17 protein-coding genes are annotated in these 22235 nt (G+C 39.9%); 14 read left to right on the top strand and 3 right to left on the bottom strand.

Translation table 11 applies throughout. The features are described 5' to 3' along the window. The first annotated feature begins 161 nt into the window (after positions 1-161). The 7 genes from J2S08_RS17225 to J2S08_RS17195 all read left to right on the top strand — a co-directional run bounded on the left by J2S08_RS17225 (position 162) and on the right by J2S08_RS17195 (position 10239). Complete coding sequence (locus J2S08_RS17225; RefSeq protein ID WP_307231715.1) at positions 162-2030, top strand: anaerobic ribonucleoside triphosphate reductase; 1869 nt, start codon at positions 162-164, stop codon at positions 2028-2030. After that, complete coding sequence (gene nrdG / locus J2S08_RS17220; protein ID WP_307231713.1) at positions 2027-2476, top strand: anaerobic ribonucleoside-triphosphate reductase activating protein; 450 nt, start codon at positions 2027-2029, stop codon at positions 2474-2476. The genes J2S08_RS17225 and nrdG overlap by 4 nt, the downstream gene beginning before the upstream one ends. 722 nt (positions 2477-3198) lie before the next feature. Further along, the gene (locus J2S08_RS17215) at positions 3199-4176 is read left to right on the top strand and encodes a thiamine pyrophosphate-dependent dehydrogenase E1 component subunit alpha (protein ID WP_307231781.1); all 978 of its coding nucleotides are present in this window, start codon (positions 3199-3201) and stop codon (positions 4174-4176) included. Positions 4177-4191: 15 nt separating this feature from the next. Continuing rightward, entirely contained in the window at positions 4192-5220 is a 1029-nt protein-coding gene (locus tag J2S08_RS17210) for an alpha-ketoacid dehydrogenase subunit beta (protein WP_307231711.1), read from the top strand. Between the two features lie 101 nt (positions 5221-5321). Then, entirely contained in the window at positions 5322-6536 is a 1215-nt protein-coding gene (locus J2S08_RS17205; protein ID WP_307231709.1) for a dihydrolipoamide acetyltransferase family protein, read from the top strand. Between the two features lie 107 nt (positions 6537-6643). Then, the gene (lpdA, locus tag J2S08_RS17200) at positions 6644-8026 is read left to right on the top strand and encodes a dihydrolipoyl dehydrogenase (RefSeq protein WP_307231707.1); all 1383 of its coding nucleotides are present in this window, start codon (positions 6644-6646) and stop codon (positions 8024-8026) included. 335 nt (positions 8027-8361) lie between these two features. Then, complete coding sequence (locus tag J2S08_RS17195; protein WP_307231705.1) at positions 8362-10239, top strand: sigma-54-dependent Fis family transcriptional regulator; 1878 nt, start codon at positions 8362-8364, stop codon at positions 10237-10239. Between the two features lie 187 nt (positions 10240-10426). Here the strand turns inward: J2S08_RS17195 and J2S08_RS17190 are convergent, their stop codons facing one another. The 3 genes from J2S08_RS17190 to J2S08_RS17180 all read right to left on the bottom strand — a co-directional run bounded on the left by J2S08_RS17190 (position 10427) and on the right by J2S08_RS17180 (position 12891). Continuing rightward, positions 10427-10567: a lmo0937 family membrane protein gene (locus tag J2S08_RS17190; RefSeq protein WP_307231703.1), complete on the bottom strand. Its 141-nt coding sequence runs from the start codon at positions 10565-10567 to the stop codon at positions 10427-10429. Positions 10568-10698: 131 nt separating this feature from the next. Further along, positions 10699-12270, bottom strand: a complete 1572-nt coding sequence (locus J2S08_RS17185) for an MFS transporter (protein WP_307231701.1) — start codon at positions 12268-12270, stop codon at positions 10699-10701. Positions 12271-12465: 195 nt separating this feature from the next. Next, positions 12466-12891, bottom strand: a complete 426-nt coding sequence (locus J2S08_RS17180; RefSeq protein ID WP_307231699.1) for a MarR family transcriptional regulator — start codon at positions 12889-12891, stop codon at positions 12466-12468. Positions 12892-13229: 338 nt separating this feature from the next. Between J2S08_RS17180 and J2S08_RS17175 the strand changes: the two genes are divergently transcribed. From J2S08_RS17175 to J2S08_RS17145, 7 genes are all read left to right on the top strand, one after another. Then, positions 13230-14108, top strand: coding sequence for a YIEGIA family protein (locus tag J2S08_RS17175; protein ID WP_307231697.1), 879 nt, complete (start codon positions 13230-13232; stop codon positions 14106-14108). A 21-nt stretch (positions 14109-14129) separates the two neighbouring features. Then, complete coding sequence (locus J2S08_RS17170) at positions 14130-14315, top strand: capping complex subunit for YIEGIA (protein WP_307231695.1); 186 nt, start codon at positions 14130-14132, stop codon at positions 14313-14315. 467 nt (positions 14316-14782) lie between these two features. Beyond that, positions 14783-15370, top strand: coding sequence for a beta-class carbonic anhydrase (locus J2S08_RS17165; RefSeq protein ID WP_307231692.1), 588 nt, complete (start codon positions 14783-14785; stop codon positions 15368-15370). A 379-nt stretch (positions 15371-15749) separates the two neighbouring features. Continuing rightward, positions 15750-18254: an NTTRR-F1 domain gene (locus J2S08_RS22775; protein WP_307231689.1), complete on the top strand. Its 2505-nt coding sequence runs from the start codon at positions 15750-15752 to the stop codon at positions 18252-18254. A gap of 207 nt (positions 18255-18461) precedes the next feature. Further along, positions 18462-19565 carry a tetratricopeptide repeat-containing glycosyltransferase family 2 protein gene (locus J2S08_RS17155; protein ID WP_307231687.1) on the top strand — a complete coding sequence of 368 codons (1104 nt, stop codon included), beginning with the start codon at positions 18462-18464 and terminating at the stop codon, positions 19563-19565. A 408-nt stretch (positions 19566-19973) separates the two neighbouring features. Continuing rightward, a complete protein-coding gene (locus J2S08_RS17150) occupies positions 19974-21227 on the top strand; it encodes a glycosyltransferase family 4 protein (protein ID WP_307231686.1) in 1254 nt (417 codons plus the stop codon). Further along, positions 21196-22173, top strand: a complete 978-nt coding sequence (locus J2S08_RS17145) for a hypothetical protein (RefSeq protein WP_307231683.1) — start codon at positions 21196-21198, stop codon at positions 22171-22173. The genes J2S08_RS17150 and J2S08_RS17145 overlap by 32 nt, the downstream gene beginning before the upstream one ends. The last annotated feature ends 62 nt before the right edge of the window (positions 22174-22235 follow it).

The following is a 22235-nucleotide window of genomic DNA, read 5'->3' as shown; positions in this document are numbered from 1 at the left end:
ATGTCGGTCACAAAGGCGTTGCAACAGGACGTTGCGACCTTAGCCTTTGTTCTACTTCTTATCAGTGGGGGATGATAGAAAACCCCCACTGATGGAAGTTTCACTTTATTTTACATACTAAGATTTAACGGATTGTTGATGAAGATTTTGGGAGGTTCATAATGAAAAATGTAGCAACAGATTTAGAAACAGTTAATCTAATCAAGGCATTTAAAGAAATAGTTGAAACATCTAATCAAGATTTAATTCAAGAAAATGCCAATGTAGACGGAAAGACACCAATGGGACAAATGGGCAAATTTGGTTCCGAGAGCGCCAAATACTATGTGAAGCAATATATGTTATCACCAATTGTAAAGAAAGCGGTGGAGGATCATTATATCCATCCTCATGATTTAGATTATATGCCTACTGGCACAACAACATGCTGTCAAATTCCTTTAGGAAAAGTACTAAAAGGCGGCTTCAATACAGGACACGGACATATGAGAGAGCCTAATGATATTAGCAGTGCAATGGCTTTGTCATCTATTATTCTGCAAAGCAATCAAAATATGCAGCATGGTGGACAATCATATCCTACTTTTGATTATGATTTGGCGCCTTATGTGTTAAAAACGTTTCAGAAACATTTAAAAAGAATAAATGAATATCCAACCTCTTTTACAGCGGAAGAAAAAGAGGAACAAGCGTGGAAAGAAACTGATCGTGACGTTTATCAGGCATGTGAAGCATTTGTTCATAATTGCAACAGTATGCATTCAAGAAGTGGAGCCCAAGTTCCATTCGTATCAATCAATTATGGCACAGATACATCTCCTGCCGGTCGGATGGTAATAAAAAATATCTTGCTGGCAACACAAGCAGGTCTAGGCAATGGAGAAACGCCGATATTTCCTATTCAAATTTTTAAAATGAAAAAAGGAATTAATTTTGAGCCACATGAACCGAATTACGATTTATACCAATTGGCGCTCCAAACAACAGCAAAACGCTTATTTCCAAATTTTAGTTTTATTGATGCTCCTTTTAACTATCAATATTATAATGGGACACCTGAGTCGGAAGTCGCTTATATGGGTTGTAGAACTCGTGTAATGGGTAACTTGCATGGCGATGAAAACAGTGTTGGAAGAGGCAATTTATCCTTTACGAGCATCAATCTTGTCAAGATTGCTTTAACTTCTAATACGTTAGAGCAGTTTTATGAGAAGTTGGATTATTACATGGACATAACGATTCAACAATTGCTAGAGCGATATAAATTTCAAATGAAAAAGAAAGCGAAACACTTCCCATTTCTTTATTCACAGGGTATTTGGAAGGGCGGAGAAAATCTGAAAGAAGAAGATTCACTGGAAGATCTGTTAAAACAAGGGACATTGAGTGTCGGATTTATTGGATTGGCAGAAGCACTTAAAGCCTTAACAGGCAGCCATCACGGTGAAAATGATACAGCTTATCAAATAGGTTACGAAATCATTCAATTCATGAGAAAGAAGATGGATGATGCCATTGAAGAACATCGCTTGAATTTCTCCCTTATTGCGACGCCGGCAGAAGGGCTGTCAGGAAAATTCACGAAGCAAGATCAACAGGAGTTCGGTATTATTAAAGGAGTAACAGACCGTCAATACTATACGAATTCATACCATATTCCTGTCTATTATCCTATTAAAGCAATTGATAAGATCAGAAAAGAGGGTCCTTTCCACGCTTTATGCAATGCTGGGCATATTAGTTATATTGAGTGCGATGGTGATGTGTCAAAAAATATAGAAGCCCTTGATGTTTTAGTAAAAGCAATGGCGCAATATCAGATTGGATACGGTTCGATTAATCATCCAGTTGATCGCTGCAAGTGCTGTGGCTTTACAGGAACAATTGATAATGAGTGTCCTCGATGTAAAAATCATGATGAAACATATATAGAACGGATCAGACGAATCACAGGGTATTTAGTAGGGGATATGACAAAATGGAATACGGCAAAACAAGCAGAAGAACAGGAACGAGTGAAGCATAAATGAAAGTGATGAATATTCTTCATGATTCTGTTGTTGACGGTCCAGGTTTACGAACGGTCATCTTTTTTGCTGGCTGCCCTCATCGCTGCAACGGCTGCCATAACCCTCAAAGCTGGAATATGAAAAATGGAACGGATTTAACAGTTGAGGACATTATGGCAGAAGTTAGTTCCAATCCGTTAGCGAATGTGACTTTTTCAGGAGGCGACCCTTTCATACAGGCAAAAAAAATCGTCCCGCTCGCCAAAGAAATAAAAAAGTTAGGCAAAAACATCTGGATTTACACTGGGTACACAATGGAAGAGCTGCAGTCATCTAAAGATGTATACAAACATCAACTTTTATCATTATGTGATGTGCTCGTAGACGGTCCCTTTATTTTAGAATTACGTGATCTATCTTTACCTTATAGAGGAAGTTCGAACCAACGTATTATAGAACTCCATTAACATGTATAAAATGATCTCTCACATTATTTCAGCTTCATTTCATCTGAAAAAGCTGAAATAATGTGTTTTTTTATCCCACATCTAACTGGCAGTAAGGCCTCCACCTCAAGAGTTAGAGTAATCAAGAAGTCTAGTGGGGGACAACTGAAAGTCAAATGTCCAATTGGTTCGGGCCGACAGGATAAGGAAAGTTTCTTGAATCAACATCGCAAGAAGAAAAAGTGCTTTTCTTTTTCGAGGATGTCGGTTACAAAGGCGTTGCAACAGGACGTTGTGATCTTAGCCTTTGTTCTACTTCTTATCAGTGGGGGATGATAGAAAACCCCCACTGATGGAAGTTTCACTTTATCCTCTTTTTCTGCCTTGAGTTTTCATTCATCATCAGTAGACAATAAGAGACATTTTGAGAAAGGTGTCTCATTTTGTTCCTTCAACGAAGTCGTCTATGAAAGTTAAACCTCTACCTTTTAGCCTTTTTAAGTTGGCACGATATTTGCTTATATCATGTAGTGAAGGATGAAAGATGAGTATGAACGCTTATTAAGATAGCAAACTCATTTTTCGCTTCATTATGAAGTGAAGCTGCACAGCAAGAAAGTGGACGCGTTTTAAGCCGCACTTCAACATCGAGGAATGAAAAGAAATGTTTACTCGTATGATGGAAAGTGAGGCCTGAAGACGAAAAGAACAGGAGGTTGGAGATGTTGAAAAAAACAAAAGAAATGGAAGTATTATCAAATCAAGAAAAATCTCGCTGGATGTACAAGAAAATGTTGGAAATTCGCCTGTTTGAAGACAAGGTGCATGAGTTATTTGCAAAAGGGAATTTACCAGGTTTTGTCCATTTATATGCTGGAGAAGAAGCAATTGCTGTTGGAGTATGTGCACATCTTAACAATGAGGACAGCATTACGAGTACACATCGTGGACATGGTCATTGCATCGCGAAGGGCTGCGATTTGAATGGAATGATGGCAGAGATATTTGGCAAGGCGACAGGCCTTTGTAAAGGCAAAGGCGGTTCAATGCATATTGCAGATTTGGATAAGGGAATGCTTGGCGCCAATGGAATCGTTGGAGGCGGTTTCCCACTTGCTTGCGGTTCAGCATTGACAGCGAAGTATAAAAAGACGAATGCTGTAAGCGTTTGCTTTTTTGGCGATGGTGCAAATAATGAGGGAACTTTTCACGAAGGGATAAACCTTGCTGCGGTGTTAAAGCTGCCCGTTGTATTTATCGCTGAAAATAATGGCTATGGTGAAGCAACTCCGTTCACATATGCTTCCAGTTGTAAAACAATTGCCGATCGCGCCGCTGCTTATAGTATTCCTGGTGTTCGTGTTGACGGCAAAGATGTTATCGCCGTTTATCAAGCAGCTAAAGAGGCAATTGAAAGGGCTCGAAATGGGGAAGGGCCGTCACTTATTGAATGTGTAACATATCGAAATTACGGCCATTTTGAAGGAGATGCGCAAAAGTATAAGACTGATCAAGAGAAAGAAGAACATCTTTTCGAAAAAGATGCCATTCAGCTTTTTAGGAAACAATTGCTGGCAAAAAATACGCTAACAGAAAATGAAATAATGAAGATAGAAGAAACAGTAGAAAAAGCGATGGAACAGGCTGTAAGCTTTGCGGATAATAGTGCCTATCCAGAGGAATCGGAGCTTTTAGAAGATGTATATGTCTCGTATGAATAAGGGGAGGGAAAAACAATGACCAGAAAATTAATGATGTCAAAAGCAATTAATGAGGCAATGAAATTAGCAATGCGGAAAGATCAAGATGTTATCCTCCTTGGAGAAGACGTTGCTGGAGGAGCGAATGTAGATCATCTTCAAGACGATGAAGCATGGGGTGGTGTATTAGGTGTTACAAAAGGACTTGTTCAAGAATTTGGCCGTGAACGAATTATCGATACCCCTATTTCTGAAGCTGGCTATATTGGAGCCGCAATGGCTGCAGCGGCAACAGGTTTACGGCCAATTGCTGAATTGATGTTTAATGATTTTATCGGCACATGTTTAGATCAAGTGATGAATCAAGGAGCCAAATTTCGTTACATGTTTGGCGGAAAAGCCCAAGTGCCAGTTACGATACGTACAACCCACGGGGCAGGATTTCGCGCGGCCGCCCAGCATTCACAAAGTTTGTACGCTCTGTTTACAAGCATTCCGGGCATTAAAGTAGTAGTCCCTTCCACACCGTATGATGCAAAAGGGCTGTTGCTAGCTGCAATTGAAGATAATGATCCAGTCGTCTTTTTTGAAGATAAGACATTGTATAACATGACTGGAGATGTTCCGGAAGATTATTATACGATTCCGTTAGGGAAAGCAGATGTGAAACGAGCTGGTACTGACTTAACAATTGTTGCCATTGGAAAACAAGTACACACAGCAATCCAAGCTGCAGAGCATCTTGCTCAAAAAGGGCTGGAAGTAGAAATTGTTGATCCAAGAAGTTTATCGCCTCTTGATGAAGAAACGATTTTATCATCCGTTGAAAAAACAAATCGCTTGCTTGTCATTGATGAGGCGAATCCACGCTGCAGCATTGCAACTGATATTGCAGCACTCGTTGCGGACAAAGGCTTTGATCATTTAGATGCACCTATAAAAAGGGTTACAGCTCCGCATACGCCTGTGCCATTTTCACCACCATTAGAAGATATATATTTGCCAACACCGGAAAAAGTAATTGCTGCTGTCTCAGAAATGATTGGAGAAGAGTCCCTCGTATAAGTCCATAAAGGGAGCGGGTCTTTTGTCTTCAATCAATAGATGTTGCAAAGGTTTGCAACGCTAGGAACAGCAAAGCTAAAGCTATAAGGGAGGTTTTAATCATGGCAGTTGAAATCATCATGCCGAAAATGGGGATGGCGATGAAAGAAGGAACCGTCGCAATTTGGCATAAAAAAGTCGGTGATACAGTAAAAAAAGGGGAGCTAATTGCCAGCATTCAATCAGAGAAAATTGAAGCAGAAATAGAAGCACCTGCAGATGGTACGATAATCGATATATCTGTTTCGGAAGGGATAGGTGTTCCGCCTGGGGCTGTAATCGGCTATATAGGAAATAAAAATGAACAGGTTCCATCGCAGCCTGATCCTGCAACACAAGCAACAGAACACCAAGAGATAGCTGCAACGGTTGAAATCGATAAAAAACGAAAGAAAGCTACAAATCAAGCAAGTAATGGAAAGATTAAAATTTCTCCTGTTGCTCGAAAAATGGCGGAAGCTGCTGGGCTGTCCATCGAGCATATTCATGGGACTGGACCACAAGGCAGAATTACAAAAGAAGATGTGACAGAAGCATTAGCGCAAAATGATGCTGAAAAAGGAGAAATGAAAGCAGCTGCAGTTGAAGCAAGCAAACAATTAAAAGTAGAAGGGATGCGCAAAGTAATTGCAGATAGAATGTATACGAGTATCCAACATACAGCGCAATTAACACTCAATAGCAAAGCCGATGTTACTGAATTGCAAGCATTACAAAGGAAATTAACGAGCATCGCTGAAAAAAACCATCACAACAAATTAACGATAACCGATTTTATTGCGAAAGCAGTTGTACTCTCTTTGCAAAAACACGAACAAATGAATAGCGCATATGTTAATGAGCATATTCAACAATTTGCCAACATTCATCTTGGCATCGCAGTCGCTTTAGAAAATGGTTTAGTTGTGCCTGTTATCAAGCATGCTGAACAAGCTTCCTTGCTTCACATATCTCAACAAATAAAATTGTTAGCGCAAAAGGCAAGAGAAGGAACACTTGAAAGTGAAGAAATGGCTGGTTCTACTTTTACAATTTCAAATTTAGGCGCATATGGCATTGAACATTTTACACCAATATTAAATCCACCAGAAACAGGGATTCTCGGTGTCGGAGCGATTGAAGTCCGTCCTGCTTTTATCGGTGAAAATATTGAAAAACGCAGCTATTTGCCACTAAGCTTGACGTTTGATCATCGCGTTTTAGATGGTGCTCCAGCAGCAGCATTTCTCAAGACGGTAGTGCAATTGTTGGAAGAGCCACATGCCTTGCTTTTGTAAAAGATGAATGTTGTGTTTTTCAAAAAAATAAACGTCTCATATCTTAGGTTTTACGTATACGATAGCTCCACCCTTTGACGAAGTAGTGCAGATAGGAGTGATAAGTTTTGCGAAAAATTGTCATTATTGGTGGTGGTCCAGCAGGATATGTGGCGGCTATTACGGCCGCCCGCCAAGCACACGAGGTGATCTTGATTGAGGAGCATGAACTTGGAGGTACATGTTTAAATGAAGGCTGCATGCCAACAAAATCATTATTAGAAAGTGCAGATCTTTTTGAAAAAATGAAGCACACAAGCACATTTGGTGTGAAACTTCCAGTGGAGCAAATACAAATCGATTGGCCGCAAGTACAGCTGTTTAAAAATGGAATAGTCGATCAACTCGTACAAGGGATTCACTATCTTATGAGGAAAAATAAAATTACAGTTAAGACGGGAAGCGCTTCATTTTTAACCGATTCTTGTGTGAAAGTCGTAACAGAAGATATGGAAGAAAGAATTGAAGCGGATCGAATTATTATCGCTACAGGTTCCACACCTGCAGCGCTTCCAATTGCAGCTTTTGATGATAAATGGATTATTCATAGTAGGCAAGCATTGATGTTTGCCAGTATTCCTTCAACACTTTTCATCGTTGGCGGCGGCGTAATCGGCTGTGAATTTGCTAGTATTTATAGCAGAATGGGAACGAAGGTTACAATCGTCGAAGCAGCTGATCAACTGTTGCCGGGTGAAGATAAAGACATCGCGGCGATACTAGAAGCGAAATTAAAAGAAGATGGTGTTCATGTTTATACATCTGCAATCTTAAAGGAGCTAATACAATCAGAACAGAAAGTTATATTTGAACATCGAGGCGAAAATCATGAGCAAATTGCCGATTATGTGCTTCTTTCTGTTGGAAGAAAGCCTAGGGTCGAAAACTTAGATTTAGATAACATTGGCCTTCATTTTAACGAAAAAGGCATTATAGTGAATGAACAAATGCAAACGAATATTTCCCATATATATGCTTGTGGCGATGTGATAGGTGGCCAGCAGCTGGCACATGTTGCTTTTCATGAAGGGAAAATAGCCGCTTTGCATGCTTGTGGAATACAGGCTAGTGTAAATTATCATGCGGTTCCTCGCTGTATTTATTCGACGCCAGAAATTGCAAGTATCGGTTTAACAGAAACGCAAGCAAGAAAACAGTATGGTGATGAGGTTTTAATTGGTGAATGTTCTTTTGCCGCGAATGGAAGAGCCTTTATTTTAGGAGAGCCGGTTGGGAAAGTAAAAGTCATCGTTGAAAGAACATATCAAGAAATTGTTGGTATGACGATAGTAGGTCCACGCGCCACTGAGTTAATTGGACAAGGCACTTTGATGCTTCATTTAGAATTAACGCTCGATAGCTTAGAGCAATGGATCACTGCCCATCCTACATTATCCGAAGCAGTACAGGAAGCGTTGCTTCAAGCAACTGGACAGGCCATTCATATATAACCAAAATACAAGGGCGGTTGACATGACCGCTCTTTTCCTTTTAGCGCCTGAAACTTTAACAAATTTGGCAAAAGGTGCTGTGTTATCTTGTTGAAAACGCTTTATTTTTGTTTTATGATGAAATAAGAAGCATATTATCTTAAAGCAGGTGTCATAGAAAAACAGCGATATCAACTGTGGAAGCTTTCCTTGTCTTGTAAGATGGAACAAATCGACAAGTGGAATAAAAGAAAAAATAAAGTGACAAAAACTAGGATGATTTTCCTTCATTATATATTATTTCAGAATATTTAAATATATAGTTTTACTTCATTATGACAAGAGGAGAGGGAAGCATGTTAGAGGAGACACTTTCTTTAGACACATGGAAGCGTTTTGTCAACGAAGACAGTCTTGATACTTCACGATTGAATAAAAGAATCGCTGAGTCATGGCATCGCTGTAAAGAAGCTTGTGTCAATCCTTATCAAGGAAAAGCAGAAGCAATTCTATCGGATGAGCTTTTTCAAGCGAAAAGAGAGAAGAGCACATGTTTTCTTGAAACGGCTGTACGTTATATAAATCGTATTCAGTCTGATTTGGAAGAACTTGGTATGATTGCTTTGCTTATTGATTCAGAGGGTTACATTTTATCATCATCAGGAAATAAACAAGTGCTGCGGCAAGCGAGAAAAATTAATTTTATCGAGGGTGTGTGCTGGACAGAACAAGAAGTCGGTACAAATGCAATTGGAACAGCGCTAAAGACGCAAGAATCAATGATGGTGAGAGGAGCAGAGCATTATGCTGTTTCATCGCATGCTTGGAGTTGTGCTGCTGTACCTATTCGAAATGAAGATGGAATCATTGTTGGGATTCTAGATTTCACCTGTCCAATAGAGCGGACTCATCCATATATGCTTGGCATGGCGATATCTGCCGGATATGCAATTGAACAAGAAATACGTTCTCGAATAAAACAAGCGCATGTAGAACTGTTTGAAAGATCTTTTGCCATGGTGGATCTCGATATCCCTGCAATTATTTGTGATCAAAAGCAAGGTATCATTGGAGTAAGCCGCCCAATTAGGAAGGAGTTTTCTTTCTGGAGCGGTATGGACCTCAGTGAGATCATGCAATCTGGCTATCAAGTACAAAAAAAATCGCCAATTGTTTCAAACATTACGAATCAGCAAATTGGCCACTGTCTTTATTTACAGAAAAAACCGCAAGCATTACATTCTGTTCTTATTTCAAAGTCATTTTCTTTTAGAGGGGAAGCTGGAACTAGCGCTGCTTTTAAACAGACATTAAATGCGATAAAAAAAGTGGCATCAACAAATGCAAGTGTTGCGATTTTTGGCAAAACGGGCACAGGAAAAGAGGTTATTGCCCAAGCGGTTCATGAAAACAGCGAGCGGAAGAATGGGCCTTTTATAGCTGTAAACTGTGGAGCTATTCCAAAAGAATTAATGGAAAGCGAACTTTTTGGCTATGCAGAAGGTGCATTTACTGGTGCACGGAGAAATGGTTTTAAAGGAAAATTCGAACAGGCGCATCAAGGAACTCTTTTTCTTGATGAAATTGGAGAAATCACGCCATCTATGCAAGTTGCTTTATTAAGAGTGCTTCAGGAACGCAGTGTAACACCAGTTGGCAGCAGCCAGAGCATTCCAGTAGATGTACGAATTATTTCAGCGACGCATCAAGATTTACAACAGCTTGTCCATGCAGGAACATTTCGTTCAGATTTATTTTATCGCCTTCATGTTTTTCCTATATATGTTCCGACTTTACACGAACGCAAGGAGGATATTCCGCATTTAGTTCGATTTTATTGCCGTAAACATCATTGGCATATCACATTTCCACAAGCATTTTTTACTGCATTACAAGCCTACACTTGGCCTGGTAATATCCGTGAATTATTTAATGTATTGGAAAGGCTACATATCATGATGCAAGACGAAGAACTACATGATAGCCAACTCATATCATTAGTAAACTCCATGATTCTAAGCCCTAGACAAACATACAGCCAGCAGAATAATGGCATTCAGGAGCTCTCTTATCGAGAAATAATTCAGAAAGAGAGGATGATTGAGGCACTGAAGAAAACAAATGGAAACGTATCGTTAGCTGCTAAACTACTAGATGTTCCGAGAAGCACCTTTTATAAACGTTTGCAAAGATTTGGTTTATCTAACACGAACGGTTCGAGAGGAAAGAGATGAGAAGGTGCGATGAAGGTGTTTTCTCATCTCACCTCTAAATCATTATTTTTGATTGATTAGGCTCTTGGCAGGATAAGGATCGTAACGTATATGAGCATAACAAGCTTCTCAATATCGTTAAGCCATCTCCAGAATATTACAGGCAGGAATATGGGGAGCTTCAGCAGAGATAGTAAATGTGTTTAGGTTACTTTGGATTTCTTAGCATACGGAATATAAGTACAACTAAGGCTGCAATAAGCAATAGATGAATGAGTCCACCTGCCACCTTTGTTATAAGACCAATGATCCAAAGTAAAATGAGAATCCCAATAATCGTCCAAATCATTTACATTTCCTCTCTTTCAAATATCTTTATGCTATTAGGATACCCTGAAAGATTTATAATCAAACGAGAATTTAAGACTTACTGGGCGTTTCGATTTTTTTTAGATCGCATCCAGTTTAATAAAAAGAGCATTACAACATTTTTTCTTTATTTCTTGTACGAATGAGTGCTAAGATGCCAACTGCAAAGAAAAACAAGCAAGAAATGATAGCAACTGTTAAATATAATCCGCTAAATCCTTCGTACGCGATATCATGCAACGTGTTCATGATTGTTTGTTGAACTGTCGGGTCAGGTATATTTGTTATCGCCTCTTCAATGGCAGCTTGATCCATATTTTCGTGTAGGCTATTTAAGTATTCTAGAGGAATATCGTTTATATTAATACCAGCATCTTTCAAATGATTGATCATCTTTTCTCCGGCTGATTGAAAGCTTCTCGTAATAAAACCTGCGTAGATCGTTGGAGCAATTGTTAGTCCAATTTGGCGAACAACAGAGAGGGTGCCTAGTGCAGAGCCTTTATTTGCTCCTGCTCCTTCTGTTGCGAGGACACTAATTGGAGCTCCAAGTGTAATGCCAAATCCTATACCAGCAATAGTGCTTGCAACGATAAATTGCCATAAATTTTCGACCCAAAAAGGAAAGAGAAAAAAACCAATCATTGTAATGATGCTTGCTAAGAAGAGCGCTTTAATTGGACCGCGTTTATCGACGATAACGCCGCCTAAGCCAGCACCTATTCCAGATGCTAGTGCTAGTGGGGTCATCCAGTACCCAGATTTTTCAGCACTTATGCCTAGTACTTGTTCAACATAGGACGGAATGAAAATGACTGCTGCAATAAAGGCGCCTGATAACATGCCAATTAATAATGTCCATTGGAACTGCTTCTTTCTAATGAGAGAATAGGATAATATTGGATCATGGCCATTTTCTTCAACACGTTTTTCAAAGAATATAAAGAGCATCGCAAACACAATTCCTAGAAGCAAAAAACCATAAACTTTCAAAGTCAATAAACTTTTGATAAGTTCTGCACCACTTAGATTAGTCATTCCATACATGACACTTAAAATAGCAAAAGACAACAAGAGGCTTCCTAGAAAATCTAGTGGACCATCGTTGGGGTTGCTTGTTTCTTGAATAAATATTACCCCACAAAAGATTAAAACAATCGCAATAGGAATATTAATGAGAAATAGCCAATGCCAATTTCCTGTTAAATCAAGCAAAAAACTGCCAATATTAGGACCTAGTACTGCTGCAACCCCATTCATTCCTCCAAGTAATCCGAGAGCACGCCCTTGTTTTTCTTTTGGCAGGGTGCTCAATACGTGAGAACTACCAATAATAAAGATACCCCCGCCTCCTAATGATTGAATAAGTCTAGAGATTAAAAACATCGAAAAAGTTTGGCTTACTGCTACAAGTAATGAACCAATTCCAAAAAGAGCAATTTCAATCATAAAAAGCTTTTTTCGTCCAAACTTGTCAGAAAGCTTGCCAACGATTGGAACACTTACTGCAAGCCCAAGTGAATATAAAGTTACTCCCCATGCTCCCCATGAGGCAGAAACACCAAAAGAACGATTAATTGTGGTCAAGGCTGCACTAATAATCCCGTTATCAAGTGCGGCCATAAAGACGCCAACTGTAAACAACGTCAAAGCTGCTCGTTGGTTATTGTTTGTTGTTCCCATCTTGATTCCCCTTTTGTTTATTTAGTTAACTTTAAGTTAATAATTCATTTTATATGAATTAATTGTATGATGATATAAAAGAAGAAGTCAAGAGAACATTTATTGTAATTTCTTAAACATCATAAGGTATAACTAAAGTTTGTCGTCCTCATGATTCATTATTAACCAAATAAAAAAAGTGTGAGAGCATCGTTCTCACACTTTTTTCGTCTTATCTAAGGCATTTGCAAGCAGTCTCAATCCGTCTTTGACAATCGTTTTTTCCTCTTCTGTTAGTGTTGCTGCTGCTTGTTGGAGTTTTTCATGGCCAGATGCCAGCAAATTAATAAAAATCTGGTTTGCTTTGTCTGTTAATCGTACTAGTACAGAGCGGCGGTCGATTGGAGAAGGAAAGCGTTCAACGAATTGCATCCCTTCTAAACGATCTAAAATGCCAGTCATATTTGACAAGGATGTATGTAATGCTTCAGCGACATCACTTACTTTCATTTCTTTTTCTTTATTTAATAACATGAGTACTTTCATTTGTGTCATGCTAATATCTAGTTTTACCCATTCTTCGATATCTCCAAGCCCTGCTCCATGAATTACTTTCATATACGGCTCCCACATATCATTCATTTTTTCGACCTCATCTTTCGAAGTTTCATTCTATGTATCTTGTCTCACAGCTGCTAAATAATAAACAATTGATGTTTTTGTGGTAAAAGTACTAACTCGTACCGCTGATCGATACAGTTGTACATTAATCGACTTCTAGCCTCTATTGTACGAATGTTTCCTTTAAATTACTAGCAAAGGAAAGAATTTTGTATGCTTTGTTAAAAAATGATAAGGCTGGTCAATACCTAAAGGAATTATTTACAAGGGATTTTCGCATAACCAATAAGTAATCGGAAAGAATAACTATTAACGAAAAGGACGGATAAAAAATAAATATCGCAAAAAAGGAGAGCGAGATGGAAAAATATTTGCTATCTACGACAATTGGAATAGCTTTTGGATTTATTGCGAGAATCGTAATGATGCGAACCGATTCACGTCAATATCCATCTTATCCGCAAGGAAGAACGATTAATCTATCTTTTGGTTTTATTGCGTCCTTTATTGGTGCCGTTGCAGTTCCATCTTTTTTAGAATCGGATTGGACTGCTGTTACGTTTTTAGGGCTCGCCTCTACTCAATTTCGAGAAGTGCGAAATATGGAGCGACAAACGCTGGAAAAGCTCGATGAAATGGAACTTGTTCCAAGAGGAGGACCTTTTATAGAAGGGATGGCTCAAGCTTTTGAAGGACGCAACTATCTTGTCATGTTTACGGCAATGGCCACGACTTTAGCGGCGAGTCTGTTTCATTTTATGTGGGCTATACCAGTAGGGATTGTACTTTTAATCATAGATAAAGTAAAGATGGCGGGTAAGACGCTGCAGCATATTGCTGATTTTAAAGTAGGAGAGCTGCATTTCAAGGGTCCCAACCTCTTTGTAGATGGCATTCATTTAATGAATGTTGGGTTAGAAAATGATAAGAAGATTATCATGGAAAAGGGGATAGGCATCGTCGTAAAGCCGAAAAATGACGATAGTATCGTAACCTTATCCTATCTTGGCCAACGGCAGGCAATGCTTCATCATGTCTCGAATGTGCTAGGGGTTTATCGTGATTCTGGAGAGCCAACGTTGGTTCCCATTTCGAAGCGTGATATGAATAATGGCTCTATTGGACTGCTGTTGCTTCCACAGGAAAAAGATATAGAACAGATTATGCTATCTTTAAGGGATGTTCCTATTTTAGATAGTGCAATCCGATTGCCAAGTAAGGAGAAAAAGCGTAGTTAGCCAAATGGAGGGTCACTGAATATGGAAGTAACTGGATACATTTTAGCAATGATTACGACGCAAAAGGAAAAAGTAGGAGGGGGTGCGCCGATTTTTTTTGCAGAAAACCTTGAGGAGATGCAAGCGATTGCTTTTAACTTAGAGAAAATCATGGATGCATCTGCACATGAAGTTTCGGAAACGGTTTTTATTATGGTGAAGCACTAAAGGAACAAAAAACGATTATAATTTATGACTTCCAAAAATGATAGTATTTTTGTTATAATAATGCTCAAGAGAAGACAGCTCCCTTATCATGGGGTTTACTTAGTCTTCTCTTTCTACTTTTATCTCACCATTTAACTGGCAGTAAGCCCCCCATCTTTATAGAGGATAGTAGAGTTGGGAGTAAACAGGAGGTGAGATTTTTTCGCATCTCTTACTGAATCATATCTTACTTCTAAAATTAGAAGAGGACAAGGCAAGCTTCTGAAGACATCAACAAGAAAGAGTGTTTTTCGGAGAAAAGTTCCGTTTTTAATTGAGTTTCTGTTATAGAGAGATGCGAGAAAACTTTTAATAGAATGGTATGAGCAATGTGTGTCTTTCTTCATTAATAGGATAGGACAGCTAAGCGTGTCAAGATAAGGCATGGATTAGTTGAATCTGTAAAGAATAGCATGGAGGGAAGTATCATGACAAGTATTTCAGAGATTTTGGCTCATAATAAGAAATTTGTTGAGAACAAGGATTATGAGGCATATTTAACGAATAAATATCCCGATAAGAAAATGGCGATCCTTACTTGTATGGACACCCGTTTAGTTGAATTGCTGCCTAAAGCAATGAATCTACGCAATGGTGATGCAAAAATAATCAAAAATGCGGGAGCCATTCTTACACAGCCATTTGGAAGTGCAATGCGTAGTATTCTTGTTGCAATTTATGAAATGGGTGCTCAAGAGGTGTTTGTCGTTGGCCACCATGGATGTGGGATGACAAAGCTTGACACGGAGGGAATGGTTGGCAAAATTAGAGAACGTGGGATTGACGAAACGGTGCTCACAACTCTAGAGAATTCAGGAATTCGGATGGAGCGATTTTTAAGAGGCTTTGAAAGTGTAGAAGAAGGGGTTCTTCATAGTATTAAGATTATTCGTAATCATCCGTTGCTTCCACCTGATATTCCAGTGCACGGTTTTATTATGGATCCAACAACAGGCGCTTTAGAACTGCTCGTTGACGGTTTTAAAGAAATAGAAAGAGATCAGGAGTCCTATTGAGGGCTTCTTTTCATTTTTAAGGGACTGTATGATAGCTAACAAGTTTTGTCAGACAGTGAAAAGATATGTACAAAATATAATTTTTTTTGAAATTGGTTTTTATTTATTAGAAGAAAAGAAAAGTAAATCACTTAAATTTAATAAAAATCTTGGAGAATTAACTTAAAGCGAATAAAGATACCTAATTATATTTTTATAAATTAGAATATTATTTTAATAAGAAGTGGTACATTAGGCTAAAAAAGAAGAAGTCCTGAAATAATAAATCAGTTCTCTCTAAAATAATGAAAACGTTGTGTCCTTTTGAACTCAGAAGACATAGTATATTGAGAATTTCATTTTTGAAGGAATTCATTTGTATTGGAGGGAATTGACAAGAATGACCATTCAGAATTTAGTGACTAATGGAAGTTTCGAAACAGGAACTCTATCTCCTTGGATTTTTAGTAATACTACGATTACCAGCCAATTTTCGCATTCAGGCTTTTTTTCGGCAAGATTCCCAGGAGGTCCCGTTCTCTCTTTTATTGCTCAATTTGTTCCAGCTAATGCAGGAGAGGGATTGGAGTTTCTTGTTTCTTTAGCTAAAGAAGGGGACGCACCGGCTAGTCCAGTCTTCTTGCAAGTATCTTTTTTTGATAGTATGTTTAATTTCCTTGGCACCGGACTCTTAACTGATATACCAGCAAGTCGAATACCAAATGTATTAAATAGCACATGGCTTGAAGTCTATCAAACTACAACTCCTGCTCCACCGGGTACGACACAAGCATTTATTTTAATTAATAACCTGTCACAAGTAGGAGGGGCACCGATTTTAGTAGATGATGTAGCATTATTATCTGCAACCGGCGCGACCGGAGCTACTGGAGCAACCGGCGCGACAGGAGCAACAGGAGACACCGGTCCAACTGGAGCAACCGGAGCTACTGGTGCAACTGGAGCAACCGGAGCGACAGGCGATACTGGAGCAACCGGAGCGACAGGCGATACCGGTCCAACCGGAGCAACAGGAGACACTGGTGCAACCGGAGCAACAGGAGACACCGGTCCAACTGGCGCGACCGGAGCTACTGGTCCAACTGGCGCGACCGGCGACACTGGCCCAACCGGAGCAACAGGAGACACCGGCCCAACTGGCGCGACCGGAGCTACTGGCCCAACTGGAGCAACCGGAGCTACTGGTCCAACCGGAGCAACCGGCGATACCGGTCCAACCGGAGCCACAGGAGACACCGGTCCAACTGGCGCGACCGGAGCTACTGGTCCAACTGGCGCGCCCGGCGACACTGGTGCAACCGGAGCGACGGGCGACACCGGTCCAACCGGAGCAACCGGCGATACCGGTCCAACTGGAGCCACAGGAGATACCGGTCCAACCGGAGCCACAGGAGACACCGGTCCAACTGGCGCGACTGGAGCTACTGGTCCAACTGGCGGGACCGGCGACACTGGCCCAACCGGAGCAACGGGAGCTACTGGTCCAACCGGAGCAACCGGAGCTACTGGTCCAACCGGAGCGACCGGCGATACCGGTCCAACTGGAGCCACAGGAGATACCGGTCCAACTGGAGCCACAGGAGACACCGGTCCAACTGGAGCCACGGGAGATACCGGTCCAACTGGAGCGACTGGAGACACAGGTCCAACCGGAGCGACCGGCGATACTGGTCCAACCGGAGCAACAGGAGACACTGGTCCAACCGGAGCGACTGGAGACACTGGTCCAACTGGAGCCACAGGAGACACCGGTCCAACCGGAGCCACAGGAGACACCGGTCCAACCGGAGCGACCGGCGATACTGGTCCAACCGGAGCAACAGGAGACACTGGTCCAACCGGAGCGACTGGAGACACCGGTCCAACCGGAGCGACTGGAGACACTGGTCCAACCGGAGCAACCGGCGATACCGGTCCAACCGGAGCAACCGGCGATCCCGGTCCAACTGGAGCAACAGGTGACACTGGTCCAACCGGAGCAACCGGCGATACTGGTCCAACTGGCGCGACCGGCGACACTGGCCCAACCGGAGCAACTGGCGATACCGGCCCAACCGGAGCGACTGGAGACACTGGTCCAACTGGAGCAACAGGAGACACCGGTCCAACCGGAGCAACCGGCGATACCGGTCCAACTGGAGCGACTGGAGACACTGGTCCAACCGGAGCAACCGGCGATACTGGTCCAACTGGCGCGACCGGCGACACTGGCCCAACCGGAGCAACCGGCGATACCGGCCCAACCGGAGCGACTGGAGACACTGGTCCAACTGGAGCAACAGGTGACACCGGTCCAACCGGAGCAACAGGAGACACCGGTCCAACCGGAGCGACCGGCGATACTGGTCCAACCGGAGCAACAGGAGACACTGGTCCAACCGGAGCGACCGGCGATACTGGTCCAACCGGAGCAACAGGTGACACCGGTCCAACTGGTCCAACGGGTGCAACTGGTACAGTCTCTAGTGAATTTGCTTATGTATTTAACACTGGAGCACAAACAGTGGTTGCTGGAACCGATGTAACATTTAATTCGACTGGCCCAATAGCTGGAGGAGTTTCATTTACAGCTCCTTCTACAATAAATGTAGCAAATGGAGCCGACTATTTGGTTATCTATGAAATTGCACCACAATTTGCATTATTAAATATTGATGCAGCTTTTGCTATCACTTTAAATGGTGGAGTGCAAGCTTTTACAACGTATGGCCAAATTGGTGCAGTAGGCGATAGCTACAATCTTGTCGGGTCTGCTATTTTAACCATACCAGATGAAGCAACACTCACTCTTCGTAATGTAGGAGCATCGGATCATACTCTTAATACAACCGCAGATGGCGCTACAATCGTTAATGCATCCATTCGCTTAATAAGACTTAGCTAACCAGTAATAAGGCTGTCCCAAAATCAGTTATTAGATGACTTGGGGGCAGCTTTTTAATGTTCGGCTAATTCGTTGTAAAGAAAGTGTTTGAATAATTGCTTTTGAATAAGAATATATTAGAAATTTGTATACAATCTTTGTTTTATCAGAAATGTTATCAACAGACAGGTTTCACAGGCATATAGATAGTCAATGGAGGTGGTACGTATGGTAACGATAAGTTTATGTATGATTGTAAAAAATGAAGAAACAACGATTGGCCGTTGTTTAGAATCTGTAAAAAATATAGTGGATGAAATCAACATCGTTGATACTGGATCAACAGATCAAACGAAAAAAATAGTCTCTAAGTATACCGACCGTATTTTCGATTTTGAATGGGTGGATGATTTTTCGAAAGCAAGAAATTATTCTTTTCAACAAGCAACGAAAGATTTCATTTTATGGCTGGACGCCGATGATGTGTTTTTAGCTCCTGATCAAGAAAAATTAAAAATATTAAAGAAAAATCTTGATCTTTCAATTGACTCGGTGACAATGGATTATCACCTCTCATTTGACGAATATGGCAATGTTACAACAAGTTTAAAACGTAATCGACTTGTAAAAAGAACGAAGCAATTTAAATGGATTGGAGCAGTGCATGAGTATTTAGAAGTAGGTGGAAATATATTAAATAGCGATGTTGCTGTTACTCATAAAAGACATCGGCATGATGCAAATCGTAATTTACTTATTTATGAAAAACAATTAGCTGATGGAGTCGAATTTTCTCCTCGTGATTTATATTATTTTGCCAATGAATTAAAAGATCATCTAATGTATGAACGTGCCAAGGATTTTTATGAAAGATTTCTTTCAACTGAAAAAGGATGGATAGAAGATAATATTGCTGCCTGCGGAAAACTAGCGGATTGTTACGCTGAATTAGGAGAATGTAAGAACCAATTAAACGCAATCTTACGCTCTTTTCAATATGATCATCCGCGCCCAGAATTTTGCTGTAGGTTAGGGTATTATTTTTTACAACAACGAGCATTAAACGCAGCTGTATTTTGGTATAGATTAGCCACTCAAATTGAAGTATCAAAAGATAACTTAGGTTTTCAAAACTTAAGCTTTTCTACATGGCTGCCTCACTTGCAATTATGTGTTTGTTATGATCAGCTGGGACAACATGAAAAAGCGTACAAACATAATGAAAAAGCACGACGCTATCATCCAAATCATTCAAGTATACTACACAACAAAAAATATTTGGAATCCGTATTGCAAAAGAAGGAGGAAGAAGCTGTTAAAACTCGTGAATAATTCAAATATATTAAAAAACAAAATGAAGTCTATTAGCTAATAAAGTATTGAGTTTGACTATTAAATACTTGCATTCAAGTGATAAAATACTAGATTTGGCTATCGTATAATAGAAAAAAATCATATTCTCAAAAAGAACTCGAGCAGTTTCAAAAAAAGAATTTTTGAAGCTGCTCGAGTTTTGTATTTAGATTAAGTCGTTTTTATAAAAGTATATTTCGTGGAAAATGTATCGTTTCGTCTTATCGAAAAATAATTTACGACTAATTAAGGGAGGATAGTCAAAACCTTCTAATCTAGATCGCTCAATTAAAATTATTATATGAAGAATCAAGATAAGAGCCTACACCATAAGTAAGTCTTTTAAATATTCTAGGGTAATGACATTAATAAGGAGGATGTATTTTTATGAAAATACTACTTGCTACGTACTGGTCTATTCCACATGTAGGCGGAGTATGGAATTATATGCAGCAACTAGGTAAAAAGCTTGAAGAGCTAGGTCATGAAGTCGATTTACTCGGGTACGGTGACGATAATAATTATGTTCATATTGTAAATGAGGATCGAAAAATAACGAAAGATAAGTTGCTGCCTTTACTGAACGCAAAATTAACTGAACAAACTTATCCAGCAATGCATGCAAACGCATTGGTGCAGTACACAGAAATTCAACGTTATGTTTATGAGTTAAGTGTGGCATATTTAGGATTAGAAAAATATGATGTCATTCATACACAAGATGTTATCTCAACTGCATGTATGGAACGAATTAAACCCGAAAGGATTCCATTAGTTGCTACACTGCATGGTTGTGTAGCTCATGAGATAAGGCATCAGTTAACAACCATTCATCAATCCCCTACTTCAAATATGGCAAAAGTATATTATGATGAGCTGGAACGTGCTGGAGCTACGGCTGCAGAAGTAACAATAGTAGCGAATAATTGGTTGAAAAATATATTAACAAATGAGTTTAGCGTTCCCGATGAACAGATCAAAGTGCTGCACTATGGATTTGACACAAAGTCTTTTTTAAAAAAGTTAAAGGAGAAATCTTCGATTCGACGCCCAGCTAACAAGAAAGTCATTATTTTTACGGGGCGGCTAGTTGAGCTCAAAGGGGTTCATCATTTAATCGCTGCGCTTGGCAAATTAAAAGAAATTCGCGATGACTGGGTTTGTTGGATTGTTGGAACTGGCGACAAGCAAGGAGAGCTGCGAGTGCAAAGTAAAGTATTAGGTTTAGATGAGAATGTGTTATTTTTTGGCAAGCGTGGAGATATACCTTATTTATTGTCTCTAGCGGATATTTTTGTGCTTCCAAGTCTTTTAGATAATCAGCCTTTATCAGTTATAGAAGCGCAAATTGCTGGATTGCCAGTGATTGTAAGTGATGCAGGGGGACTGCCTGAGATAGTGGAGCATGAAGTAACAGGGTTAATATCACCTGCTGGAGATGAACAGGCATTATGCGATCATTTAGAACAACTACTAAAAAATGAAAAATACAGAAAGAAACTTGGTTCCAACGCCAAAAAATGGGGTATGACTTATTGGTCTATAGACAAAGCAGTTAATCATTTAATAGAGCTTTATCAAAGTGCTATTGCAAATAAGAGAAAGGACGATGAGAATGTCTCGACTGAAAACATTCTTTAAAGATTTTTGGCTTGGAGCGCGGTGGTGGAATAAGCTTCTGAATTGGAAACGAAAACAAGAGCATTCTCGTGATGGTGCGATTCAAAAAAATACGATAGAATCAACCAAATATAAACATTCGTTAGAATCTCACAATCATAAAAAAAGTTTTGAATCACTCAAGGATAGTACTATTAATGATTCTTTGCCATTGCTTCCAACAACAATTTCTGAAGTATTTGTTGATAACCAGGTTTGGGAACGAATTCAAACTTCAGTACCTGAAAACTATGCAATTCCTAATCCTGTCAGCATTGAAATTTTTAAACCGATGAGCAGCGAATGCTACGATTCACTGTTTTCTATTTCATCAACCCAAAAAGTATTTGTTGATCATCAAGTTTGGAAACGAATTATAGCTTCTGTTCCAAAGGAATATGTTCTTCCCAATCCTGTCTCCACTCGTATCTTTAAACCAATGAGCAGTGAACACTATGACTCATTATTTTCCATATCATCAACGCAAAAAGTTTTTGTCGATGATCAAGTTTGGGAGAAAATTAAAGTTTCAGTTCCAAAGAATTATGTCCTTCCCAATCCAGTCAGCACTCGTATCTTTAAACCAATGAGCAGTGAAAACTATAAATCATTGTTTTCGACTTCATCAATGCAAGAAGTATTTGTCGATGATCAGGTCTGGGAACGAATTAAAGCATCTGTACCTAAGGATTATGTCGTCCCTAACCCCGCTGCTGCTCATATTTTTAAACGAATGAGCAGTAGATCTTATGACACTTTGTTTTCTACTTCATCAACAAGAGAAGTATTTGTTGATCATCAGGTTTGGGATAAAATAAAAACCTCAATATCTGAAAAATATGTCCTTCCAGACCCGACTATAACGAGGATATTTAAACCGATGCAAGCTAAATTTTATAATAAATTATTTCCAACATTAACTCGCTGAAAACAATCAGCGAGTTTTTTTCCCTACATTTAACTGAGAAAGTCAAGACACCGAGTTTACTA

Source organism: Bacillus chungangensis, assembly GCF_030812995.1.
GTDB classification, from domain to species: Bacteria; Bacillota; Bacilli; order Bacillales; family Bacillaceae_C; genus Bacillus_CF; species Bacillus_CF chungangensis.
Note: the sequence above shows the minus strand (reverse complement) of the source record. Positions and strands in the feature narration are given on the sequence as shown.